The sequence below is a fragment of the Flavobacterium sp. genome, assembly GCF_017744675.1.
In the GTDB taxonomy this organism is placed as follows: Bacteria; Bacteroidota; Bacteroidia; order Flavobacteriales; family Flavobacteriaceae; genus Flavobacterium.
In genome coordinates, this window is the sequence record NZ_JAGIAV010000001.1 from 521666 (window position 1) to 542848 (window position 21183).

The 21183-nt window shown below is 32.8% G+C and carries 17 protein-coding genes; 5 read left to right on the plus strand and 12 right to left on the minus strand.

The features are described 5' to 3' along the window. Positions 1–141 precede the first annotated feature (141 nt). On the plus strand, positions 142–1116 hold the full coding sequence (trpS, locus tag J7574_RS02225) for a tryptophan--tRNA ligase (protein ID WP_290963594.1): 975 nt from the start codon (positions 142–144) through the stop codon (positions 1114–1116). A 267-nt stretch (positions 1117–1383) separates the two neighbouring features. On the opposite strand, the gene dprA is transcribed toward trpS, so the two are convergent. After that, a complete protein-coding gene (gene dprA, locus J7574_RS02230; RefSeq protein WP_290963597.1) occupies positions 1384–2484 on the minus strand; it encodes a DNA-processing protein DprA in 1101 nt (366 codons plus the stop codon). Positions 2485–2721: 237 nt separating this feature from the next. On the opposite strand from dprA, the gene J7574_RS02235 reads away from it, so the two are divergent. After that, positions 2722–3693, plus strand: a complete 972-nt coding sequence (locus tag J7574_RS02235) for an SPOR domain-containing protein (RefSeq protein ID WP_290963600.1) — start codon at positions 2722–2724, stop codon at positions 3691–3693. Positions 3694–4046: 353 nt separating this feature from the next. Continuing rightward, positions 4047–4484 carry a hypothetical protein gene (locus tag J7574_RS02240; RefSeq protein ID WP_290963602.1) on the plus strand — a complete coding sequence of 146 codons (438 nt, stop codon included), beginning with the start codon at positions 4047–4049 and terminating at the stop codon, positions 4482–4484. 40 nt (positions 4485–4524) lie between these two features. Here J7574_RS02240 and J7574_RS02245 read toward each other — a convergent pair whose 3' ends face one another. The 7 genes from J7574_RS02245 to J7574_RS02275 all read right to left on the minus strand — a co-directional run bounded on the left by J7574_RS02245 (position 4525) and on the right by J7574_RS02275 (position 16159). Continuing rightward, positions 4525–5286 (minus strand): hypothetical protein, encoded by a 762-nt coding sequence (locus J7574_RS02245; protein ID WP_290963604.1) that lies wholly within the window; start codon positions 5284–5286, stop codon positions 4525–4527. 77 nt (positions 5287–5363) lie between these two features. Beyond that, complete coding sequence (locus J7574_RS02250) at positions 5364–7643, minus strand: helix-turn-helix domain-containing protein (protein ID WP_290963607.1); 2280 nt, start codon at positions 7641–7643, stop codon at positions 5364–5366. Positions 7644–7744: 101 nt separating this feature from the next. Then, positions 7745–8329, minus strand: coding sequence for an OmpH family outer membrane protein (locus tag J7574_RS02255; RefSeq protein ID WP_290963609.1), 585 nt, complete (start codon positions 8327–8329; stop codon positions 7745–7747). A gap of 241 nt (positions 8330–8570) precedes the next feature. Beyond that, on the minus strand, positions 8571–9419 hold the full coding sequence (locus J7574_RS02260) for a class I SAM-dependent methyltransferase (RefSeq protein ID WP_290963612.1): 849 nt from the start codon (positions 9417–9419) through the stop codon (positions 8571–8573). A 349-nt stretch (positions 9420–9768) separates the two neighbouring features. After that, positions 9769–11640 (minus strand): tRNA uridine-5-carboxymethylaminomethyl(34) synthesis enzyme MnmG, encoded by a 1872-nt coding sequence (gene mnmG, locus J7574_RS02265; protein ID WP_290963614.1) that lies wholly within the window; start codon positions 11638–11640, stop codon positions 9769–9771. Between the two features lie 701 nt (positions 11641–12341). Further along, the gene (gene ybeY, locus J7574_RS02270) at positions 12342–12761 is read right to left on the minus strand and encodes an rRNA maturation RNase YbeY (protein WP_290963616.1); all 420 of its coding nucleotides are present in this window, start codon (positions 12759–12761) and stop codon (positions 12342–12344) included. After that, positions 12758–16159: a DUF4175 family protein gene (locus J7574_RS02275; RefSeq protein ID WP_290963618.1), complete on the minus strand. Its 3402-nt coding sequence runs from the start codon at positions 16157–16159 to the stop codon at positions 12758–12760. Before J7574_RS02275 ends, ybeY begins: the two co-directional genes overlap by 4 nt. A 162-nt stretch (positions 16160–16321) precedes the next feature. On the opposite strand from J7574_RS02275, the gene gltX reads away from it, so the two are divergent. Together gltX and J7574_RS02285 are read left to right on the plus strand one after the other, a co-directional pair. Beyond that, on the plus strand, positions 16322–17827 hold the full coding sequence (gene gltX / locus J7574_RS02280; RefSeq protein ID WP_290963621.1) for a glutamate--tRNA ligase: 1506 nt from the start codon (positions 16322–16324) through the stop codon (positions 17825–17827). 201 nt (positions 17828–18028) lie between these two features. Continuing rightward, the gene (locus J7574_RS02285) at positions 18029–19009 is read left to right on the plus strand and encodes an SPFH domain-containing protein (protein WP_290963624.1); all 981 of its coding nucleotides are present in this window, start codon (positions 18029–18031) and stop codon (positions 19007–19009) included. 23 nt (positions 19010–19032) lie between these two features. Here J7574_RS02285 and J7574_RS02290 read toward each other — a convergent pair whose 3' ends face one another. The 4 genes from J7574_RS02290 to J7574_RS02305 all read right to left on the minus strand — a co-directional run bounded on the left by J7574_RS02290 (position 19033) and on the right by J7574_RS02305 (position 20613). After that, positions 19033–19287 (minus strand): DUF6327 family protein, encoded by a 255-nt coding sequence (locus J7574_RS02290; protein WP_111368323.1) that lies wholly within the window; start codon positions 19285–19287, stop codon positions 19033–19035. Positions 19288–19289: 2 nt separating this feature from the next. Continuing rightward, entirely contained in the window at positions 19290–19640 is a 351-nt protein-coding gene (locus J7574_RS02295; RefSeq protein ID WP_290963628.1) for a competence protein, read from the minus strand. Positions 19641–19713: 73 nt separating this feature from the next. After that, on the minus strand, positions 19714–20040 hold the full coding sequence (locus J7574_RS02300) for a YtxH domain-containing protein (protein ID WP_290963631.1): 327 nt from the start codon (positions 20038–20040) through the stop codon (positions 19714–19716). 93 nt (positions 20041–20133) lie between these two features. After that, positions 20134–20613, minus strand: a complete 480-nt coding sequence (locus tag J7574_RS02305; protein WP_290963634.1) for a hypothetical protein — start codon at positions 20611–20613, stop codon at positions 20134–20136. Between the last annotated feature and the right edge of the window lie 570 nt (positions 20614–21183).

Below are 21183 nucleotides of genomic sequence, written 5' to 3' on the forward strand. Positions count from 1 at the left end.
TCTCTCAAAAAACTCAGCGCACTCTGCGAAAAAAGCTCTGCGATCTCCGCGTAACATCGGCACCAAAACAAAGCTTAAATCTTGACGAGCTTTGTCGTTAGAAAAAACATTCCGACATTTGCATTTCAGAAAAAAACGAGAATGGCAAAAATACTTACTGGTGTTCAAAGTACAGGAACACCGCATTTAGGAAATTTATTAGGAGCAATTATTCCGGCAATCGAATTATCAAACGATCCAGCAAATGAATCTTTTTTGTTTATTGCCGATTTGCATTCAATCACTCAAATTAAAGACGGAAAAACTTTAAGAGAAAACACGTATAGCACAGCTGCAGCTTGGCTTGCTTGTGGTTTAAATCCTGATAAAGTTACTTTTTACAGACAATCTGATGTGGTTCAAACTACAGAATTGACTTGGTATTTGAGTTGTTTTTTTCCATTTCAAAGATTGACATTAGCACATTCTTTCAAAGATAAAGCAGATCGTTTAGACGATGTTAATGCTGGACTTTTCACCTATCCGATGTTAATGGCTGCAGATATTTTATTGTATGACGCTGAATTTGTTCCTGTTGGGAAAGATCAAATGCAGCATTTAGAAATTACACGTGATGTTGCTTCTCGATTCAATCACCAAATGGGAGAAACTTTTGTGCTTCCTGAGGTAAAAGTTCGTGAAGATATTATGCTTATTCCTGGAACAAACGGAGGAAAAATGAGTAAATCTGCCAACAATATCATCAACATTTTCTTGGATGATAAGACTTTGCGCAAGCAAGTTATGAGCATTGAAACGGATAGTACTCCGCTTGAAGCTCCAAAAAATCCAGATACTTGTAATGCTTTTGCTATTTATTCGCTGTTAGCAAACGAAGAACAAACTGCACAAATGAGAGCCAATTATCTTGGCGGAAATTATGGTTATGGTCATGCAAAACAAGCTTTGTTTGAGTTGATTACAGAGAAATTCAAAACAGAAAGAGAAAAATACAATTACTACATCAACAACCTTGAAGAAGTAGATGCTTTATTGAAAAAAGGCGCTTCAAAAGCTTCTGTAATTGCCGATGGAGTTTTAGCAAAAGTTCGTAATGTTCTTGGATTTGAGAAATAAATAGATCTTTAGATAATCAAATAATAGAAACGCTGATCAGAATTGAATCAGCGTTTTTTATGATTTATAATTCTTCAATCCATTTTTAATTTCGTAACTTCAAGAATATTAACTATTTAAAAAACAAAAGATGGATAAGTATATTGAAGATTACAATGTTCCGTATCTATTTAAAGTCCTAAATATAATTTTCGGCTTATTGCTGATTTATATTTTGTATCGATTGTACAAACATTTTACCAAAAAATAAAAATAGGATTTTCTGCGTTAAATTGATTCAAAAAGTTTTCCAGGAAGTGGCCGAATTACGCCTTTTAACTCCATTCCTATCAGAATTCCAGATAGTTTAAAAATTGGAATTTCGCATTCAATTGCAATGAGGTCTAATAATTCTTTTCCATTTTTTTGAAGAAAATCGTAGATCTTTTGTTCCTCAGGCTGTAATTCTATAAAAAGCTGTTTTTGAATACTTTTTGATTTTTCTTTAATATCCCAATTCAGCATATAAATCAAATCGGCGGCACTTGTCAATACATTTGCTTTCTGGGTTTTAATTAAATTGTTACAACCTTGACTGTATTTATCTGTGACTCTTCCAGGCACTGCAAACACATCTCGATTGTACTCATTGGCAATATTTGCAGTTATTAATGAACCGCCTTTATCTGCAGATTCAATAACAATTGTAGCTTCTGTCATTCCAGCAACTATACGATTTCTGCGAACAAAATTCTCTTTATCAGGATTTGAATCGCTCCAAAATTCTGTTATGAATCCGCCATTCTCTTCCATTTTTGCCATGTATTTTTTATGGGTACGAGGATACACTTGATTCAAGCCATGAGCCAAAACCCCAATTGTTTGCAAGTTAAAATCCATCGCTGCTTGATGAGCTACAATATCAACTCCATACGCAAATCCGCTAACAATCACGGGATCTAAAGGAGCTATCTCTTCTATCAATTTTCTGCAGAAATCTGTTCCGTAAGAAGTGATTTGTCTGGTCCCCACAATACTAATTATCTTTTTGCTTTTAAGATCTATATTTCCCGCCGTAAAAAGTAAAATCGGAGCATCAAAACAATGTCTAAGCCTTTCTGGATAACTTTCGTCTTGAAAAAAAGAAACCTGAATCGTATTGTTTTTTATGAAAGACAGCTCTCGATCTGCTTTTTCAAAAATGCTTTTGTCTTTCAAATTTTTCAATAAAACAGATCCAATACCGTCAACCGCAGCTAGCTGAGAACTTTTCGCTTTAAAAACCTCTGTGGCAGATCCAAAAGTATGAAGCAATTTCTTTCCCAAAATATCTCCCACTCCATCAACTTTCAACAAGGCAAGTAAACTAAATAAATCTTGATCGCTCATACTTTTAAAACATTATGTAAAATAGAAAAATTAATTTCACTTTTTTGAACCGCAAATATCATTAAAACAAAGTAAATTCTTAATAAAATAAAAGTATATTTTTGGAAAGCAGATAAAACCTAAGAAAACAAAGGACTTAAATAATTGAAAACGAATTATATAAAAATAATTCTGAATTGTTAATAAAAATTGTGAATAAAATTTTGATAACTATACGTGTTGCATAACTTTGTTAATATGAAAATCGAAGTATATATCTCACAGTTATTGTATCGTTATCAGTGCGTAACGGTTCCAGGATTTGGTGCATTTTTAACCGAAACTCACTCAGCGCAGCTGAATGAAAGCACTAATTCGTTTTTTCCTCCAAAAAAAACCATTTCTTTCAACAGCCGTATCAAAAATAACGATGGATTGTTGGCAAATCATATTGCTCAAGCTGAAAAAACATCTTATGGTTTTGCTGTTAGTGCAATTGCTTTTGATGTTTTGAACTGGAAAAAAACCTTGGAAGAAGGTGGCGTTATTCTTTTAAAAAATATTGGAGAACTGCGTTTAAATTCTGAGAGCAACATTGTTTTCAAACCAAATGACCAGACTAATTTTCTGGCAACTTCTTTTGGATTAAGTCCTTTTGTTTCTCCGATGGTGAAAAAAGAAGCTTTCGAGAAAAAAATCGAAAAGATTGCGGCAAAAGAAAAAGATGCTGTTTTATTATACGAAAATGAAGAAGAAACAAAATCTTCAAATCCGTTTTTACGTTATGCTGCAATTCTAGTTTTAGGACTTGGAATTACAGGAAGCATCGGTTATCCTTTGTATCAAAATCAAATTGATAACCAAACACTTGTTGTAGAAAAAGCCGTTCAGAAAAAAGTGCAAAACAAAATACAAGAAGCTACTTTCTTTATCAAAAGTCCGCTTCCGGCTGTAACTCTTTCTGTAGATTCTGCTGCTGTTGAAACTGTTGAACCAACAATGCCATATCATATTATGGCAGGCGCTTTTAGAAGCGAGCAAAATGCTAGAAAAGCTTACAACCAATTACTTAAAGATGGTTATAAAGCAAGAATGTTGAAAGAAAACAAACACGGTTTATTTCCTGTTTTGTACGGAAGTTATGCTACGATGAAAGAGGCTGAACAAGCTCAAAAAGAAATCCAAAAAGGCGAAAATCCACAAGCTTGGATTCTAGTTGAAAATCTATAAAATACTTTTAATCCTGTTCGAAAGAGCAGGATTTTTTTTGGCCTTTTTTCGATAGAATTAAATCAACTTGGCCATATTATTTCTTTCAACGTTTACAAGTTCCACGCGAAACATCCGTATCCAAATATCCGTTGTCATTAGCAACAAAACAATTTACATGAAATTCTTCAAAAGGGATAAAGTTTGAAGGCTGAAATATTGTAAATAAAATTGTTCAACATAAAACCATTTTATTACAAAGCGATTACTTTCAGCAATAAACTTTTGTCCTATTCTGTTGTTTTTAAAAATTTATGAGACAAAATTTCTAAAACCCAACCCATAATTTAGCTCTCATAAAAATTTAAAAAATCATGGATAAAATCTTCAAAACACTGATTTTCTTGATGCTTCTTAGCTCTCAATCTTTCTTTGCACAAGTTCAAGACACTTCTTCACAGGACATGGATCTTAAAATAGCCGAAGCGCAAATGCAGCTCACTTTGAAAGAAAACCACAAAAAATTGGACGATAAAATAGCTTTGCTAAAAAAAGAGCAAAAGGAATTTGAAACCAAAAAAAGAAGTCTTGTCAAATCTGAAAACAATTTAAAATCTACAAAAGATAAAATTGAAAAGCTTCAAATTGCCAACCAAAAAATTGAAGGCAAAATTCTAACTTCTTCTACTTCCGAAGAAGAAATTCAAAAACAAAAAATCAAAATTAAAGAAAATGAAGTTTCTATACAGAAACTGAAACTGACTTTACTAGATCAGGGAAAAGAACTTGAAAAAGTCATTTCTACGTTATAAACATAAGCCTAATTCAAAACGAATTAGGCTTATGTTTTGTTTATCGTGAAACAATCTTTGCATCTTGCGATAGAATTTCCTTTCCCGACTGATATACGATTAACGCCGCAGGCGCCGATTTTTTTTCGCCCAAAACGATAAAATGACATTCATATCTGAAATTGCCTTTTTTAAACTCGTAATGATGATTTCCACCCGTTCCATCGGCAACAAAAACTCCTTTCTCCATTACAAGATCTGGAGTATCCGTCATTTTCTTTTTGATTGACCAAGAAACATAGCGGTAGTTGTTGTTTCCTAAATCATCAATCCTGATTCTAAATTTAGTAGTTTCAAGAATTGCAACAGGTTCTTTAAATTTTGAAATGGAAGTGTTTACATTTTTCTTCTGTTCCGCGATTAGCGAATTTTTCAATTTCAGTTCTTCATCAGATTGGTGATTGATGCTGATAATTTTTCCATCGGTATCGATCCACAAATCTCCTCGATCTAGCATGATGCCGCGCCATCCCACTTCTGACCAATCTTTTGCAGGATCTGATTTTGTTATTTTTTGAATCAAAACTTTATCAAAAATTTGATTATATCTTTTTACAAAATCGGCTTTATCCTTAACCGAAGGAATTGGATAATCTCGCTTAAACGGAAATTTGATTCGTTTTGCAACGGCCTCTTTATCGCTAGTTTTTACTTCTTCAATAAATTTCGAAATGAACTTTTGATATTCTGGTTTCAAGTCTTGAGCATTCAAAAACCAAGAATTGAAGGCCAAAATTGTTAGCAAAATTTTAAATGTTTTCATATCAAAAATAATTTAAGGCGTTAGAAATTAGAATTTTGAAAAGTAGAAATCAATGTTTCACGTAGGACGCTCAAAAATTAATTGATACTTGCTTTGAACATTTTTAGCTCGTCCCAAGTAAATTCATCTCCATATTTTTCTTTCAAAGGACTCAGAGATTCTTCTTGGTAAAACTGAAAAGCTTCCCGCAAAGCCAAAATTTTATCATACGGCAGAACATCGGCAATTTCAATTTTTTTGGCTTGAATCAATTTGATCAAATGCCCTTCGATAGTCTGAACGTTCAATTTACGCATTCTTGCAATTTCTTCTACCGAATTTTTGTCCATCCACAAATCGTAGGTTTCTTCAACTGTCGTTTTTTTAGCCGTTTTAAGCTCGTTTTTCTCCGTCTTAGGCGATTTGTATCGAGCAACGGGCTCTTCGGTTCTAAAAATGTCTGTATTTGTCGTTTTAAGCTCTTCGCGAATCCTTTCTGCTTTGTTGCTTTTGTAATTTTTAATATTTGGCGACGTTAGTTTTTCTTTACTGATTTCTTCGCCAGCAACAACAACTTCGATCAATAGTTTGGCTTTCATCAATCGCAAAACAGCTTTGGTCTGCAAATCTTCTAAAAAGTTAAGCTCTTCGTAGAATTCTTTTACTTTTTTGAATTTTTGAATTTCGGCCATTTTATAAATCAGATCATCAACCAATTTGTCCATCGGCTTGAAGAAATAATCGTAGGCAGCATCTACCCTTTCTTTCACAAAAAACAAATCGACCGTTTCTTTGATGAAGATTTTATTGAGTTGAGAAATGAATTTCTGTGAAGGATCTAAAAGCTGCTCCATAATTTCCATTCGTTTATGCGCCCAAACTGCGTGCTTCGTTTTTTCAGAACCTGCCGCATTTTCGTTATAACTAAAACGATGGTTTCGCCATTCTTGTGCCAATTCTCCCCAATTAAAACTGTTAACCAAATAGTTATGAATAAAATTTTTGGTTTCGAAGTGAAGCGCTTTCTCTAAAGTTTCTTCCGTCGCTCTGTTCAAAGCGTAATCCATCACGTCTTGATCGTTGGAAATACCATTCATCTGCATCGGAGAAAGCAAAATAAGCCCGTTTAACGAACGCAAACGCGAAAGTGCTACATAGGCTTGCCCAGGCAGAAAAACTTGCGATACATCGAGCGCTGCTTTGTCAAAAGTTAAACCTTGGCTTTTGTGCACCGTAATCGCCCAAGCCAATTTGATCGGATAATGCGCAAAGGTTCCCAAAACTTCTTCTTCGATGTCTTTCGTTTGCTCGTTGACTTTGTATCGGATATTTTTCCATTCGTACTTTTCTACTTCGAGTGTCATGTTTTCTTCTGGAAAATGAACAAAGATTTCTTCATCAGAAAGCGATTTGATTATTCCCATCTTTCCGTTGAAATATCTTTTCTCAAAAGACAAATCATTTTTGACGAACATAATTTGCGCGCCGACTTTCAATTTCAATTCTTCCTCGACAGGAAAGATCTTTTCTGGAAAATCTCCCACCACAAATGGTGTGTAAACGTATTCTTTACCATATAAATCACTGATTGACTGTGAGTTGATAGCATCAGCCTTCGCATTATGCGTTGTGAGTGTGATGTATCCTTTGTTCTCCTTGAAGTCAAAATCTGGCTTAACATACTGATTTAGAATGGCTATGTCTTCTGGAGTGATCTGATTATTTCGAAGATTGTTCAAAACCGAGATAAAAGCATCATCTGTCTGGCGATAGATTTTTGACAATTCGATATAAATCGGCGGATACGTTTGGAGAACATGAGAATGGAAAAAGAATTTTCCGCGGTAATAGTTTTTCAGCGTTCGCCATTCTTCATCACGAATAACTGGCGGCAACTGAAGCAAGTCTCCAATGAACAAAACTTGAACTCCGCCAAATGGCTGTGTATTTCTTCGAACGGTCTGCATCATGAAATCGACCGCGTCCAACAAATCGGCACGCATCATACTGACTTCATCAATCACCAGAAGCTCCATGTTTTTGATTACATTTCGCTTAACATTATTCATTTTGAAATGGCGACGAAGCGATTCTTTGTTTTCAAACTTTACTGTTTCTGTAAATTGCGCACTCGCATCGTACGACGGAATGAACGCAGAAAACGGAAGCTGAAACATGGAATGAATCGTTACGCCACCTGCATTCAAAGCAGCAATTCCTGTTGGTGCAACGACCACAGTATTTTTGTGTGTTGTCGCGATAATTTCGCGTAAGAGCGTAGTTTTTCCAGTACCTGCTTTTCCCGTAAGGAAAATAGATTTTTGAGTCTGATTAATGAATTGTAAAGTGTAAGCTGCCGCTTCTGAAACGTTCTGCATTGGGCTTGTATTAAAAACTAAAATTACCGCATTTTTATAAAAAGAAAAAACCTAAATCGCAGTGGATTTAGGTTTTCAGTAATTTAGTTAGTTTGGTAGTTTTATTTTTTAGCTTCGCCTTCTTTTGTTTCAGCTGCTGGTTTTGCATCTGCTTTTGGCTCTGCCTTGTATTTGTCATTTAATGCTTTTACAATATCTTTTGTGATATCGTATTTATCTTCAGCATACAAAATTGATGCGGCATCTCCTGTTCCGTAGATGTAAGAGTAACCGTTTTTCTTTCCGTAATCTTTAATGAATTTTTTAACTCCACTAACAAGAGAATCCATTTCAACACCACTTTCTTGTTGCAATTGTTGTGCTAATGCTTGTTGTGCATAACCTAATTGCTGCTCTCTTTTTTGCAACTCAGCACCTCTTTGCTGCGCCCAAGCTTGACCGTTTGCTTGTGCCTGGCTTTGAAAATTAGCAGCGTCTTGTTTAAAACGTGAAATCTCAGCTTGTAATTGTCTACCTTTTTCTTCCGCTTGAGCTTTGTACTTTGCCTCTAAATCTTTTGCCTCAGTGTATTCTTTCATCAAAACCGAAGTATCCACGTAAGCTGTTTTTACTTCCTTTACCTCTGCTGTTTTGTTACAAGAAACTGCGAAAACTGAAAGTGCGATAATAACTAATGCTTTCTTCATTTTTTTTAATTCTATTTTTTTAAGTATTGAAGACAAAAATATAAAAAAATCAATAGCATCAGCATAAAGTTTAAAAAATGCGTAAATTTTATGATATTGTTTTTATTTATCGAAAAAATAATAGCAATAATTCAACTTTATAACATAAAATCGACTGTTTTTTGTCTATTTTTTTTAATCGAAAAAAGCTATTTCGCCACGAAAGGACAAAATAGCTTTTTGGGTATATTTTTTAGTTTATTTATTTGTTTTTTAAAACATAGATATGCGATGAATATTCTTTTGAGCTTTTTGCTTTCCAGTTTGATTTTAAACCAATGAAAAAAGCTTTCATGTAATTCATCTTTCCAGTTTTGTATTTTTCAGACAAAAGGCTCACATAAAACGAATCGAACTTCATTGGAAGGATCTTTTCTAATTTCATGTCTACTTTTTCAAAAAGTAATTGAATCGATTTTTTTGAAAAATGCCAAAAGTGAATTGGCACATCATAGGCTGCCCAAAATGTTTGATAATGATTTGCATCAAACGATTTGTAGTTTGGAACCGCAACAATTAATGTTCCAGTTGGCTTTAATAAACGCTTCAATTCCTGGATCTGGTGTTCTAAATCTGGAACGTGTTCTAAAACGTGCCACATCGTAATTACGTCTAATGAATGATTTTCTAAAGCCCTAATTTCTTCTACAAATGAAATTCCTTTTTGTTTGGCAATATTTTTTGCTCGGTCGCTTGGTTCTACTCCAATTGTTTCCCAACCATTATTTTTTGCTGTTAAAAGAAAATCTCCTGTTCCAGCACCAATATCCAAAATTCTTCCTTTTTGCGGTTGCTGACTATTGATTAAATTCAATTTGTTTTGAAGTGCAATATTTTTTACGAAATGATATGCTTTTTCAAATAACGAACGTTTGTTGTCTGTATGCGAAATATAATCTTCGCTTTCGTAATATCTTCCCAAATTTTCAAGTTCGGGTTGTGGAGAAGTAATTAGCATATCTAATTCTTCATCATAATACAAATTAAAAATTTCTTTTGAAACAGAATGGTCTTTTACCGTAAGAAAATGTTTTTTGTTTAAAACGTTCATTTTTTAAATTTATAGATATTGGGTTTAATTTATAGCAAATCCTAAAAACGAAATTTATCGCTTTTAGGATTTTTAGTCTTTTTCTTTTTATTCTTCTTTTAATCTCTTTTTATCAAAACTTGATTATTCAACGTTTCTGCAAATCTTCTTTTTTAATAATTTTCTGCAAAATAGTTCATGCTTCAACTTTCTTTTTTTCTCTATGAAAGATTAAAAATGATACTTATTTTCTAAATATCATTTCTTTTTTTATTAAAAGGTTTCACGTGGAACAATTGTTTTTTGTTTCAAGTTTCATGTTTGCAAGTTTAAATCAAGATAACTTGAAACATTAAATTTGAAACCAAAATTACCTTCCCATATAAATCAAAAGCACGGAAATATCACTTGGTGATACTCCGCTTATTCTTGAAGCTTGCGAAATAGTAACAGGACGTATCTTGCTTAATTTCTGTTTTGCTTCAATTGACATTGATTTGATTTTATTATAATCGAAATTGTCTGGAATTTTTACTTCTTCCAAACGATTTAACTTATCTGCGTTGTTTCTTTCCTTTTCGATATATCCAGAATATTTTACCTGAATTACGGCTTGCTCTACAATTTCTTCGTCAAGTTCGTTCTCTTCAATGTAAGCTGAAACTTTTTCAAACTTCAACATATCTTCTAGCTCAATTTGCGGACGAGAGAAAATCTTAAACATTTTATCTCCTTGCGAAATTGGAGCAGATTCTTTGGCTTCCAAAATCGGATTTGTTTCAGCAACTGTCACACTTGTTTCTTTAAAGAACGAAACCATCTTTTCAGATTCGTTTAGTTTCTTTTCCATTCTTCGCAAACGATCTTCAGAAGCTAAACCAATTTCGTATGACATTGGAGTCAATCTGAAATCGGCATTATCTTGACGCAACAATGTTCTGTATTCTGCTCTAGATGTAAACATACGATATGGTTCTTCTGTTCCTTTCGTAATCAAATCATCAATAAGAACTCCGATGTATGCTTCGTCACGTTTTAAAATTAATGGATCTTTTTCGTGAACTTTCAAGTGTGCATTTATTCCAGCCATCAAACCTTGAGAAGCTGCTTCTTCGTAACCTGTTGTTCCGTTGATTTGTCCAGCGAAGTACAATCCTTCAACTAACTTAGTTTCCAAAGTATGCTTTAATTGTGTTGGTGGAAAGAAATCATATTCTATAGCATAACCAGGTCTAAAGAATTTTACATTCTCAAAACCTGCTACAGAACGAAGCGCTTTAAATTGGATGTCTTCTGGAAGTGAAGTTGAAAATCCGTTTACATAAACTTCGCAAGTATTCCATCCTTCTGGCTCCACAAATAATTGATGGCGCTCTTTATCTGCGAAACGATTTATTTTATCTTCAATCGATGGACAATATCTTGGCCCTAAACTTTTGATTCTTCCGTTGAACATTGGGGAACGATCAAAACCTTCTCTCAAAATATCGTGAACATTCAACGACGTGTACGTCATGTAACAAGAACGTTGATGTGTTAACGAAGTTGTCAAATCTGAGTATGAAAACTTATCTGGCTTTGCATCTCCTTTTTCTTCGTTCATTTTAGAATAATCCAAAGAACGTCCATCTACTCGAGGTGGCGTTCCTGTTTTCATTCTTCCAGCTTCAAAACCTGCCTTGATCAAATCTTCTGTAATTCCGGTTGCAGCACTTTCTCCTGCTCTACCTCCTCCGAATTGTTTTTCTCCAATATGAATTAAACCATTCAAAAAAGTACCATTTGTCAAAACCACAGATTTGGAACGAATCTCCACTCCAAGTGAAGTTCTAATTCCTTTTATCTTTCCGTTTTCAATAATTAACCCTTTTACCATTTCTTGATAAAAATCAAGATTTGGAGTTTTCTCCAACATCATTCTCCATTCTTCTGCGAAACGCATTCTATCGCTTTGAACTCTCGGCGACCACATTGCAGGTCCTTTTGATTTATTCAGCATTTTGAATTGAATTGCAGTTCTATCTGAAACAATTCCTGAATATCCTCCAAGCGCATCAATTTCACGAACGATCTGTCCTTTTGCAATTCCTCCCATCGCAGGATTGCAAGACATCTGTGCAATGTTTTGCAAACTCATTGTTACCAATAAAGTTTTCGATCCCAAATTTGCCGCCGCAGCCGCAGCTTCAGAACCAGCGTGGCCAGCACCAACCACAATTACATCATATTCTTCTAAAAACATTTTGTTTTATTATTCTCCAAAAACCGCTAACGCGGTTTCTAGAATTACATTTATATTTTTCTTGTTCCACGTGGAACTATATTTTTTGTTTCAGGTTTGAGGTTTCATATTTCAAGTTCAAACTGGAATCTTCAAACTGGAATCTTCAAACTGGAATCTTCAAATCTTCAAATCTTCAAATCGGAATGTTTCACGTGAAACATTCCTAAACTTCCATTCCTAAACTTCCATTCCTAAACTTCCATTCCTAAACTTCCATTTCAAACTTCCATTTCAAACTTCCATTTCAAACTTCCATTTCAAACTTCCATTCTAAACTTCCATTCTAAACTTCCATTTCAAACTTCCATTCTAAACTTCCATTCTAAACTTCCATTCTAAACTTTCAAATCAGAACTTTCAAATCAGAACTTTCAGACCATGTTCCACGTGAAACGTTTTGATTTTTCAATTCAAAAAATTCAAGTTTCCCAATATCGTTCCACGTGAAACTTCATATTATTTTCACGAAAATCAAACCTAAAAAATCGTTCCACGTGGAACGATTTAATCTTTTATTCAATTTTCAACATAACGTTCCACGTGGAACGTTATTATTTAACCTCATTATTTAAAATATGTTTCACGTGGAACGTTCTAAAAAAACAAAACCTAAAAGGTTTCACGTGGAACATATTTTCATTTTTTTTAAAGAGTTTTAATTACTGTTCCACGTGAAACATCTTCATCTTCTCTTCTTCCTTTGCTCTCATTAATTGAGCATCTTCATCTGTTTTATCCTTGTATCCACAGTAATGTAGTATACCATGAGATAATACTCTTTTAAGTTCTTCAGCAAATGAAACATTGAAGTCTTTAGCATTGTCTGCAACTCGTTCTACAGAAACAAAAATATCTCCATTCAACTCGTTACCAACAGTATAATCAAAACTGATAATATCTGTGAGTGTATCGTGATCCAGATATTCAATATTTATTTTATGAAGATATTCATCATCACAAAATATATAATTGATTTCTCCTTCGTTCTTGTTCTCAGAAACAATTACAGCACTTAACCAGTCGCTAAAAGCCTGCTCGTCTCCTAAAGTAAAATCTGTTTCGTAATTAAAATTTATCATTTTGTGTTAAAGTATTCTTGAACTTTTTGATTAAAATTCGAGCGCAAAGGTAGTGATTGTCTGTTTAATATCTCTACACTGTTTAAATAATCCAATAATGAACTTGGCAAAGCATTCGAACGATTTGTAAATTCAGCCTTATTTGTTTCAGATTGTCTTTGTGTATCTTGACCTTGCTGCTGAACTGCATTGTTTAATTTCCAAAGTTCTTGTTGGATATTTAATATGCGCTGTAGGTTCTCATTCTTAAAACCTTTATTCAAAATCTGTTTTTCAGATTGCTTCATTTGGTCAATTACAGATTTACCTTGAGAGTCCAAACCTTTCTTTGCTAATTCTTTTTGCAATGCTTCTCTCAGTTTAACTTGCTCTTTGTAAATCTCCATAATAGCTTCTGCATCTCCTTCTCCATCTTCACCATCGCTTCCATTTTTTTCTCCTTTACCATTCTTTCCGTCTTTACCAGAAGAACCTTTATCGCCACTTTTGCTTCCTTGCCCTTCTTTGCCCTGCCCCTCTTTTCCTTGACCACTTTGTCCTTGTCCAGACTTTCCATCTTTTCCTTCACCAGGTTTATCACCTTGTTGTTGTCCTGATTTCATTCCGTCTTTCATCTTATCAGCAAGACCTTTTTGTTTCTGAATAATATCTGGTAACTGCATTCCTTGTCCGTCACCTGGTTTTGGTTTTCCAGATCCTGGTTTAGACATTGACATTTGCATATTATTCAATAAATCACTTAAGAAATCGGCTAACTTATTAGCAGATGAAACGGCATATTGCTGGTGTGAAACTCCTCTAGGAATCTGAACATCGGTTAAAGTTTCAATGGCCTTGTCCATGTTGTATTGTACATTTCCAATTTCTTTAGTTACATCTTCTGCTACCTTTGGATTACGTAATGAAAGTGCAAACAAACTATCATCAACATGTCTGAACTGTTGTTTCAAATTCTGCTGAATCTTGATGTTTTTTGTAAAGGTTGACGAACCTAATTTCATTGCTTTGAATTGTTTCATCACATCTTCTTGCGATAAAGAATAAGCCAAAAGATTATCAAGAATCTGACGAAGCATTGCTACATCTTCTTCCAATTGTTCTTGCTCTCCACCTTCCATTTCGCTCTGCATATCTTGAGCCATATTCTTCATTTTCTTAGCCGCACTTTTCTGTTTTGGCTTAGCTCCAGAAGTATTCTTTTTGCTCAATTCTTCAGAAGCTTTATTAAGATCATTGTCTACATCTTTCTCTTTAGAAGCATCAGACGGAATATCCAAAGGTTTCTTTAAAGTTTTATTCTCCTCTTTTAAATCTTTTAGATCTTCCTGAATCTTATCAAAAGATTTATTTATTTCGTCCTGCTTTTCTTTAGTATTTTCTTTCTCTTTATTTGATAACTGTTCCTGTTGTTCTGACAGTTTATTTAATTTCTCAGCAACTTGTTCTGCTTTCTTAGAAACATAAAAACGCTTGGTTAACTCCACCAATTGTTCTAAATTACGAGATTGGTTTTTACTTATTTGTTTGAACTTTTCCATTTTATCAAACAGCTCTTCACTGTTTAATTTATCATTCAAGTTCTTCAATTCGTCTAATAATTTCTGATTCTTTTCTAAATCTTTCTGAGCATTATCTAAACGCTTTTGTAAATCTTCAGCTGTTTTATCTTTCTTATCGTCTTTAAACTTATCTAGATTCTGATTCATTTTCTCAGAAAATTGTTTCATCATTTCGTCTTGTTGTTTCTGACGTTTGATAAAATCATTAATCTTCTGCTGATCTTTAAACTCTAAATTGTCTTTTTCTTTTCCTGTATTTTGAAGCTTATCCATTTCAGAAATCTGCTTCGTTTGGTTCTTTAAAGATTTAGACAAACTATTGATATTATTATTTTGCTGTTGTAATTCTTGATCTTGAATTTCATCTGTTGTAGCTACACGATCTGAAAACGTAGAAGACTTTGTACTCTTAAATCCGTGCGGTGCATCGTTATCAAAAACTTCAAAATAGTATTCGTATGAAACGCCTTCTTCAACTGGAAGATTACTTGGAAAATTAAAAACAAACTGATCAAATACTCCAGCCTTTACAGGAATGTTTCCACGCTTAGCAGATTGAGGTTTGTTACGTTCGTAATATACAATTTGAAGTTTTGAAAGTCCGTAGTCATCACCCAATCTTCCTAAAATATAGTTCTTATCTAGCTTCAAACTATCTGGTGCAGGCCCTACATTGATGGTTGGATACTGATCTTTGATCACAGATAGCTGATAGTCTAATTTCTCATAGTTTTTAACCTTATCGTTAGACGTAAGAATTTGATATTCTGTATTTTGACTAATATTTTTAGCCAATTTAAACTCATTTTCTACCTTATTGAACTTGAATAGTTCGTTATCTCTTTTCCATGTTACTTCTTGTGTAGATTTGGTGTTCATTTTCCAAGTTACAGTTGTTCCTTCAGGTACAATTGCGTTTCCAGTTCCTTGAATTGTTTCTGATTTTTTCTTTAGATAAGAAGGAAAATTTAAAACCATTTCGAAGTTTGCAATTGACGGAACAGTGATAACTTTCAAATCATATTCTTCTGAAACAACTGAATTTCCTTCAAAAGAAAAACGAATATCTTCTGCCGGTTTCTCTACTTTAAATTCAAACTTTCCAGGTTGAGAAGATTCCATAAAATAACTTTCGTTACCAATATGTATCATCACATTTTCTGGAACTACATTTCCAACAGATTCCATTTTGATCACAAAATCTTTGTTTTGTTCTGCTTGTAAATTAGAATTCAAAACCACAAATTTAAAAGGAGCTGGTGGCAAAAATGCAGAATTGAAATGCACTACTCTATTCAAACTTTGAGAAATTACATTGCTATTTCCAGAAATATAAAACACGGCAAAAAGCAAAATTGGAACTAAAGCCAATGGCAAATATTTTTTATTTGCTTTAAAATTGATGGCATTTCCAAACGGAATTGGTTGCAAAGAATTTGCTTTTTGTTCGATTGAAGCCAAAACTAATTCTGAACTTTCAGGATTATTCTCTGAAGATAATTGCAAAAAGTTTGTCAGCTTATCGCTCACTTCTGTGAAATGATTTCCGATAATTTTTGAAGCTTGAGTATAATCAATTCCCTTTTGAAGTTTGAATAATTTGAATACTGGAAACAAAATTAAACGTACCAAAAGGAAAACTTCAACAGCAATAAAAATCCAAAAAAGGAAAGTTCTACCTAATGGTTTTAGCCAAAGAAAGTATTCCACAAAAAGCGTAAACAAAAAATATAACAAACCAAAACCGGTAAAAAGTAAGATCCCTTTTATTAATTCGTTGGTATAATATTTCTTAATGAAAGCCTCTAGCTTTTGATATATTGCAGATGATGTCTTCAAAATAAATCTCTTTTAATTATAACCTATAAAAGTAGTAATTATTAATTAGATAATGTTCAATTAGAAAATTAGTCAATTAAGCTTAACACGACGAATTATCTAATTTTCTCATTGTCTAATTTTCTAATTCAGAGTCGTATCTTTGCATCAAAATTTAAACAAATGTCAAAGCAAGTTCGTGTGCGTTTTGCACCAAGTCCGACTGGACCATTACATATTGGCGGAGTTCGTACTGCCTTATTTAATTATTTATTTGCGAAGAAACATAACGGTGTTTTTTATCTAAGAATTGAAGATACAGATCAGACTCGTTTTGTTCCTGGTGCAGAGGCTTACATTATGGAAGCTCTTGAATGGTTAGGAATTGCTCCTGAAGAAACTGTTGGAAAAAATGAAAAATTTGGTCCGTACAGACAAAGCGAACGTAAAAATCTTTACCAGCAATATGCCGATCAATTAATAAATTCTGGTTGGGCTTATTATGCTTTTGATACTCCAGAAGCTTTGGATGCACATAGAAAACAACACGAAGCTGAAGGGAAAACATTTATTTATAATCACCATAATCGCGAAAAATTAGATACTTCGTTAGTAATTTCTGCTGAAGAAACTGCAAAGAGAATTGCAAATGGCGAACATTATGTAATCCGTTTTAAAACTCCAGTTGATGAAACTTTACATTTGAAAGATATCATTCGTGGTGATGTTAAGTTTGAAACTAATCTTTTGGATGATAAAGTTTTATTCAAAAGTGACGGAATGCCAACGTACCATCTAGCTAATATCGTCGATGATCATTTAATGGAAACTTCACACGTAATTCGTGGTGAAGAATGGTTGCCATCTATGCCACTTCACGTTTTATTGTATAAAGCATTTGGTTGGGAAGCTCCAGAATTTGCACACTTACCGTTGATTTTGAAACCAGTTGGAAATGGTAAATTATCAAAAAGAGATGGAGATAAAATGGGATTTCCAGTATTTCCGCTAGAATGGAAAACAGAAGAAGGCGTTTCATCTGGCTACAGAGAAAAAGGATTTTTCCCAGAAGCAGTTGTAAACTTCCTTGCCTTGCTTGGATGGAATGATGGAACAGATAAAGAATTATTTTCTTTAGAAGAATTGGCAGCATCTTTTGACTTAAACAGAGTTCACAAAGCTGGAGCAAAATTTGATCCTGAGAAAAACAAATGGTTCAACCACCAATATTTAGTAAAACAAAATGATGCAGATTTAGCAAAAACTTTCTCTCCAATTTTGGTAGAAAAAGGCTTCTCGACTCCGCTCGAAGTGACAACTAGAATTGTATCACTAATTAAAGAAAGAGCCAATTTTGTTTCTGATTTTTGGGAGTTGACCGATTTCTTTTTCCAAGGTCCAACATCTTACGATGAGAAAGCAAGCAAAAATTGGAAAGAAGAAACTCCAACTTTAATGCAAGAATTGATTTCTGTTTTAGAAAACATTGAAGATTTTACTTCAGCAAATATTGAAGCAGTGGTGAAAGATTGGTTAACCAAAAACGAAATCGGAATGGGTAAAGTGATGCAACCTTTCCGTCTAAGTTTGGTTGGAGCTTTAAAAGGTCCCCACCTATTTGACATTGTAGAAATTATTGGAAAGACAGAAACTATTTCTAGAATCCAGAAAGCAATTTCAACGTTGTAAATATATTTTACCATTAAGATATTAAGTTTATTAAGCTTAACTAGATTTGATCTTAATTTTCTAAATGAACTTAATGGTTCATAAAAACTAAACGCTACGTAACATCTCAAAAATGTTCTTAGCGTTTTTTTAATGTTTGAAAATTTTATTTTAGAAGAATTTTCGTAAATTACCAAATTCATAAATATAAATTATACAACCATGAGTACAGCATTCATTATCATTTTAGTATTGGCATTCTTCATTTTTATGTCGTCGTTCTTTACTGTGAAACAACAATCTTCTGTAATTATTGAACGTTTTGGAAAATTTCAAAGTGTTAGAAATTCAGGATTACAACTTAAAATTCCGATGGTTGATAGATTGGCCGGAAGAGTAAATCTTAAAATTCAGCAGTTAGATGTTATCATCGAAACTAAAACTAGAGACAACGTTTTTATCAAAATGAAAGTTTCAGTTCAGTTCAAAGTGATTCAAGATAAAGTTTACGAAGCATTTTATAAACTAGAATATCCACACGATCAAATTACTTCTTATGTATTTGATGTCGTTCGTGCCGAAGTTCCTAAACTAAAATTGGATGATGTTTTTGAAAGAAAAGATGATATTGCTGTTGCAGTAAAACGCGAATTAAACGAAGCAATGTCTACTTATGGTTATGATATCATCAACACTTTGGTTACTGATATTGATCCAGACATCCAGGTAAAAAATGCAATGAACAGAATCAATGCTGCTGATAGAGAAAAAACAGCTGCAGAATTTGAAGCTGAAAGTTCAAGAATTAGAATTGTTGCAAAAGCAAAAGCTGAAGCAGAAAGTAAACGTTTACAAGGACAAGGTATTGCAGATCAACGTCGTGAAATCGCAAGAGGTCTTGTAGAAAGTGTTGAAGTTTTGAACAATGTTGGCATTAATTCTCAAGAAGCTTCTGCCCTAATTGTAGTTACTCAACATTATGATACTTTACAATCTATTGGATCTGATACCAATTCAAACTTAATTCTCCTTCCAAATTCTCCACAAGCTGGAAGCGATATGCTGAATAATATGGTTGCTTCTTTTACAGCTTCTAACCAAGTTGGAGAAATGATGAAAAAGACCAATAAGAAAATTGAAAAACCAAAACAAACACCTAAACAATCAGGTTACGAAGATGACATTCAACCAGATGTTCAATAATAATTTCAAAATAAAAAAGAGGCTTAATTGCCTCTTTTTTTATTTATAAACCAATTGATTATAAATGGTAAAATAGATTGTAAAATTTCTGGAAATGATTTCTTGACATAACCGGTGTAAGATGAAATGAAACCATTTACAATATTTTGCGGTGTGATGCTTTCCTTAGTTTTCTGAAAACTCAAAACCAATTTCTGATAATTAATTTCTTTTTCGAGTTTCAGAATTTCTAGATCTCTTTCAATCTCAGCATACGAAGAGTATTTTTTTCTTTCCATAATTAATCATTAAAAAAGATTTCTGAAAATTTCTCCAAAATTGGTCCTTCAACAAACTTGTCTTTTACAAAGAAAAGTAAAATGGTAAAGAAAAGATAGATCCCTCCTACTGCCAAAAATCCGAGAGCATTACTTTCAAACAAAGAACCAAAAGCATACGCTGCGGCAAAAGATCCGAAAATCAAAACCATACTGAAACATAATAAAATCAAGGTAAACTTAAAGATCAAAGTTGTCGATTTCATAGCAACCTTAAAACCCCAAAGTTTATAATAAGCTAAATGGCTTTCAATGTATTCTTTAGCTTGATCTTGAACTTTATCAGTGTTTTCTTTTAATTCTTCAAACGCCATAATTATAATTTTAAATAAAAAAAGCACAAAACTTTCTTATAAAAATAAGCAAGTAATGTGCTTTATAAAAATATTATTTTTGAAATTTAGCGTTCTGTGCTTTTAACTCAGCTAACTTAGTTTCCAAAAAAGTGATTACTTCTTCTGTTTTATGACTTACATTTGAAAGTAAATCATTTAACGTTCCGTCAAGATTTTGAGTTGCATTTGTAAATCTTTCACGCAAAACTTCAGAACTAGCATCAAAAGAATCTTTTATATTATGTTTAGCATCATCTATGCCTTCTTTTAATTTTGCTCTAGTTTTAGATCCTTTATCTGGTGCAAATAAAATTCCTATTGCCGCTCCAGCCGCTGCTGCAGCTAGAATTGCTGCCGCTGTATTTAAATTTTTAGACATGATAATTACAATTTAAAATTATTAATAAAGATACTCTTTTTTGAAATGATAAAACTTTGGTTAATCGCAATTTACAAAAAATTAACAATATAATTAATACACATAAGCTACAGCTTCGTACTTACCATCAGCTTTTTCAATAATGCTAACAAAAGGGTAACCATTTGAAGCCGATTTAGATTTGATTCTCATAGCTGTCTGTTTCTGATTTGCAATTGGTGGTTCACCTTTTGTCCTTGTCGAGACACCAGTAAAACTAGCAGCTTGTTTCAGTCCTATTGTTTTTTCTTGTGGCAGAACCGTTACCATTTTGTAATCGTCTTTTGAATCAACTACTATTTTATCAGAAACTTTCTGAGTTTGTTTTGTTTCTTTGTTTGTAATAGAAGAAACAGCATACTTGCTTATTTTGATTTCTTCAGAACTTCCTTTTAAAGAATAGTACACAAAACCATTTTCTGTTTTAATGAAATTAACATCAAGTTGTTCGCCGTTATGTTTTGTAATTTGATGTGTTTGTGAAATTGCAACGTTTGCAAATAATAATGCTATTGTGAAATATAAAATTTTCATGATAATTAGATTTAAATTAAAAATTGTCAGACTTGAAATTTAAAAACTAAACTTTCACTCAAATTCAATATTATGGAATTTTGTCATTACAATACAATTTGAAAAATACTTTTTACGGGAAATATTATCAAAATTACATCATAATAAAAATGAGAACATAAAATTGTCTTTTTGGGAAATCAGTTTTGAAAATCTATTGTGATAAAAATTACGAGTTTCTAAAAACAATAAATTCCAGCTTAGATTCTTTATGGCAAATTTTAATTTTTACAAAAATCATCTCTGACTTTTGGTATTGAGTTAAAAATAGCAGTTTTATAAACAATTGTGTGTTAACAAGCCGTTAAACTGACCAAAATAACAGTAAAAACTAAAATAAAGACCATAAATAAACAATAATTCAAAAAATGAGTTACATATTAAATCAATTAAAAAAACGTCTTAAAATCAATTTATGAAGGTTAAAATTAATATACAAAAACTATTATTTAATTATTTATAATCATTTTTATAAATAATAATTAAAAACTAAATTTTATAAAAAATTATAATCAAAATTTATAAAGATAA

What these genes read in the sequence shown, in the direction of transcription:
- J7574_RS02290 (WP_111368323.1), bottom strand. Translation starts at nt 19,287, where the DNA reads ATGGAAAGAAAAAAATACTCTTCGTATGCTGAGATTGAAAGAGATCTA.
- J7574_RS02245 (WP_290963604.1), bottom strand. Translation starts at nt 5,286, where the DNA reads ATGAAAACATTTAAAATTTTGCTAACAATTTTGGCCTTCAATTCTTGG.
- gltX (WP_290963621.1), top strand. Translation starts at nt 16,322, where the DNA reads ATGTCAAAGCAAGTTCGTGTGCGTTTTGCACCAAGTCCGACTGGACCA.
- trpS (WP_290963594.1), top strand. Translation starts at nt 142, where the DNA reads ATGGCAAAAATACTTACTGGTGTTCAAAGTACAGGAACACCGCATTTA.
- J7574_RS02240 (WP_290963602.1), top strand. Translation starts at nt 4,047, where the DNA reads ATGGATAAAATCTTCAAAACACTGATTTTCTTGATGCTTCTTAGCTCT.
- dprA (WP_290963597.1), bottom strand. Translation starts at nt 2,484, where the DNA reads ATGAGCGATCAAGATTTATTTAGTTTACTTGCCTTGTTGAAAGTTGAT.
- ybeY (WP_290963616.1), bottom strand. Translation starts at nt 12,761, where the DNA reads ATGATAAATTTTAATTACGAAACAGATTTTACTTTAGGAGACGAGCAG.
- J7574_RS02305 (WP_290963634.1), bottom strand. Translation starts at nt 20,613, where the DNA reads ATGAAAATTTTATATTTCACAATAGCATTATTATTTGCAAACGTTGCA.
- J7574_RS02255 (WP_290963609.1), bottom strand. Translation starts at nt 8,329, where the DNA reads ATGAAGAAAGCATTAGTTATTATCGCACTTTCAGTTTTCGCAGTTTCT.
- mnmG (WP_290963614.1), bottom strand. Translation starts at nt 11,640, where the DNA reads ATGTTTTTAGAAGAATATGATGTAATTGTGGTTGGTGCTGGCCACGCT.
- J7574_RS02260 (WP_290963612.1), bottom strand. Translation starts at nt 9,419, where the DNA reads ATGAACGTTTTAAACAAAAAACATTTTCTTACGGTAAAAGACCATTCT.
- J7574_RS02295 (WP_290963628.1), bottom strand. Translation starts at nt 19,640, where the DNA reads ATGGCGTTTGAAGAATTAAAAGAAAACACTGATAAAGTTCAAGATCAA.
- J7574_RS02235 (WP_290963600.1), top strand. Translation starts at nt 2,722, where the DNA reads ATGAAAATCGAAGTATATATCTCACAGTTATTGTATCGTTATCAGTGC.
- J7574_RS02300 (WP_290963631.1), bottom strand. Translation starts at nt 20,040, where the DNA reads ATGTCTAAAAATTTAAATACAGCGGCAGCAATTCTAGCTGCAGCAGCG.
- J7574_RS02285 (WP_290963624.1), top strand. Translation starts at nt 18,029, where the DNA reads ATGAGTACAGCATTCATTATCATTTTAGTATTGGCATTCTTCATTTTT.
- J7574_RS02250 (WP_290963607.1), bottom strand. Translation starts at nt 7,643, where the DNA reads ATGCAGAACGTTTCAGAAGCGGCAGCTTACACTTTACAATTCATTAAT.